Source organism: Bradyrhizobium frederickii, from assembly GCF_004570865.1.
GTDB classification, from domain to species: Bacteria; Pseudomonadota; Alphaproteobacteria; order Rhizobiales; family Xanthobacteraceae; genus Bradyrhizobium; species Bradyrhizobium frederickii.
On sequence record NZ_SPQS01000134.1, the window covers coordinates 1 to 760 of the forward strand.

A 760-nucleotide genomic window follows, 5' to 3' on the forward strand; every position below is an offset into this window, starting at 1 on the left:
GGTTTAAGGCGTTTCCGTTCTTCTTCGTCATAACTTAATGTTTTTATTTAAAATACCCTCTGAAAAGAAAGGAAACGACAGGTGCTGAAAGCGAGCTTTTTGGCCTCTGTCGTTTCCTTTCTCTGTTTTTGTCCGTGGAATGAACAATGGAAGTCAACAAAAAGCAGCTGGCTGACATTTTCGGTGCGAGTATCCGTACCATTCAGAACTGGCAGGAACAGGGAATGCCCGTTCTGCGAGGCGGTGGCAAGGGTAATGAGGTGCTTTATGACTCTGCCGCCGTCATAAAATGGTATGCCGAAAGGGATGCTGAAATTGAGAACGAAAAGCTGCGCCGGGAGGTTGAAGAACTGCGGCAGGCCAGCGAGGCAGATCTCCAGCCAGGAACTATTGAGTACGAACGCCATCGACTTACGCGTGCGCAGGCCGACGCACAGGAACTGAAGAATGCCATAGACTCCGCTGAAGTGGTGGAAACCGCATTCTGTACTTTCGTGCTGTCGCGGATCGCAGGTGAAATTGCCAGTATTCTCGACGGGCTCCCCCTGTCGGTGCAGCGGCGTTTTCCGGAACTGGAAAACCGACATGTTGATTTCCTGAAACGGGATATCATCAAAGCCATGAACAAAGCAGCCGCGCTGGATGAACTGATACCGGGGTTGCTGAGTGAATATATCGAACAGTCAGGTTAACAGGCTGCGGCATTTTGTCCGCGCCGGGCTTCGCTCACTGTTCAGGCCGGAGCCACAGACCGCCGTTG

General features: G+C 51.7%; 1 protein-coding gene. It reads left to right on the forward strand.

Annotated features, from left to right (window positions below):
- Nucleotides 1-146: 146 nt before the first annotated feature.
- Nucleotides 147-692, forward strand: a complete 546-nt coding sequence (locus E4K64_RS40040) for a DNA-packaging protein (protein WP_135167646.1) — start codon at nt 147-149, stop codon at nt 690-692.
- Nucleotides 693-760: the final 68 nt, after the last annotated feature.

Bases quoted from the DNA above. Each gene is read 5' to 3' on its own strand.
- E4K64_RS40040 (WP_135167646.1), top strand. From the start codon at position 147: ATGGAAGTCAACAAAAAGCAGCTGGCTGACATTTTCGGTGCGAGTATC.